At 74.0% G+C, this 1,890-nt stretch carries 1 protein-coding gene; it reads left to right on the forward strand.

All coding sequences use genetic code 11. The annotated features are described in order from the left end of the window. Positions 1-77: 77 nt before the first annotated feature. A partial coding sequence (locus JGS39_RS39410) for an FAD-dependent monooxygenase (protein WP_308120996.1) occupies positions 78-1,890 on the forward strand: 1,813 nt, incomplete at its 3' end.

The raw sequence follows: 1,890 nt of genomic DNA on the forward strand, positions 1-1,890 counted from the left end.
CCCCCGGCTCGCCGCCCCCGCCCCGCCGGGCGACCATGGAGGAGGGACCGGCCGGGGGCGAGGCGCGGGAGGTATCCGTGGCGCACGACCACACCACCGACGTACTGATCGTCGGCGCCGGTCCGGTCGGGCTGAGCGCGGCCGCCGAGCTCCGCCGGCGCGGGGTGTCGTGCCGCGTCGTCGAGCGGCTGGCGGCCCGGCTTCCGTACGCCAAGGCCGTGGGCATCCAGCCGCGCACGCTGGAGATCTGGGACAGGATGGGCCTCGTGCGGACCGTGCTGGAGGCCGCCGTCCCGATGCGCGGCCAGCTGATCCACGTCAACGGGAGCGAGGTCGCCCGGATCGATCTGGCGCTGCCGCCCGAGGTGCCCTACGGCTTCGCCGCGCTTCCGCAGTACGAGACCGAGCGCATCCTCGAGGAGTACGTGGCGGGCCTGGACACCCGCGTCGAGCGCGGGACCGAGCTCGTGTCGTTCACCCAGGACGCGGACGGGGTCACGGCTCGGCTCACTTCCGGGTCCGGTGGCGACGAGGAGGTCCGCTGCCGGTTCATCGTCGGCTGCGACGGCGCACACAGCACCGTGCGCAAGGGACTGGGGCTGGCGTTCGAGGGCGGGGCGTTCGCCGAGGAGTACATGCTGGCCGACGTCGTGGCCGACTGGGACCTGCCCGGCGGCTACGGGGTGCGCGCGAGCCACACCGCCGACGACGGTTCCACCGATGACCTGCTCGTCTGCATCCCGCTTCCCGGGGCGGGGCGGTACCGGATGTCGATGCTCGTGCCGCCCGGACTCTCCACCCGGCCGGCGGACGCCGGCGAGGTGGCGCACGGGCTGGAAGGCGGACGCGTGCCGGAGCTCGCCGACATCCAGGCCGTCGTCGACCGCCTGGCCCCCCGCCCGGCGTCCCTGTCCGGGATGCGCTGGGCCTCCGTCTTCCGCATCAGCCACCGGATCGTCGACCGGTACGGCGACGGCCGGGTCTTCGTCGCGGGCGACGCCGCCCATATCCATCCGCCCACCGGGGCTCAGGGCATGAACACCGGTATCCAGGACGCCTGCAACCTGGCCTGGAAACTCGCCCTCGTCGTGCGCGGGGAAGCCGGTCCCGCCCTGCTCACCAGCTATGACGCCGAACGCCGCCCGGTCGGCGAGGAGGTCGTCGGCAGGACCGTCCGGCATGCGACCCGGGGCATCGAGAACGACTCCGACGGCATGACGACGCTGATGCTCCGCGAGGCCCAGTTGCTCGTCGGATACCGGAGCAGCCCGGTCGTCGGCGCCCCGTACGGTCCCGCCGACGCGCCGCAACCCGGCGACCGGGCTCCCGACTGCGGGGGCCTGACCACCTCCGTGGCCACCTACCCGCTGCGTCTGCTGGACGTCCTGCGCGGTCGCACCGGGCACGTCCTGATCCTTTACGCGGACAGCTCCGCCGCCCTCGCCGAGGCTACCGCCCCGACGGCCCGACCGGCTTCCTGGTGCGCCCGGACGGCCAGCTCGGTGCCCGTTTTCCGCTCTCCGACACCGCGAGGGCCGTGCCGGATTGCCTGGCGGCCCTGTCCGGTCCCGCACGATGACCCCTCGGCCCACGTACGCGAAAGATCTTCCCGCCGTACGCCTTCCGTTGGCCCTGCCTGGCTACGCTCCAGTCGCCCGGTCCGGCACAGGAGAGGTACGTACGTCATGAGCACCCCGGCCCCTCGCACCCCGACCCGGCAGGCCGTGGCCGCCCCGACGCCGACCCGCAAGGACCGCGGGCGCGACCGGACCGAAGGCCCGTCCCCCGTCCCGCCCCACCGCCCCATCCTCGAGATGCAGTCCAGCTTCGGCAACCGGGCCGCCACCACGGCGGTGCAGCGGGCCAAGGACGCGGCGAAGGGAAAGGCTC

It is taken from the genome of Streptomyces poriferorum (assembly GCF_019399235.1).
Taxonomy (GTDB): Bacteria; Actinomycetota; Actinomycetes; order Streptomycetales; family Streptomycetaceae; genus Streptomyces; species Streptomyces poriferorum.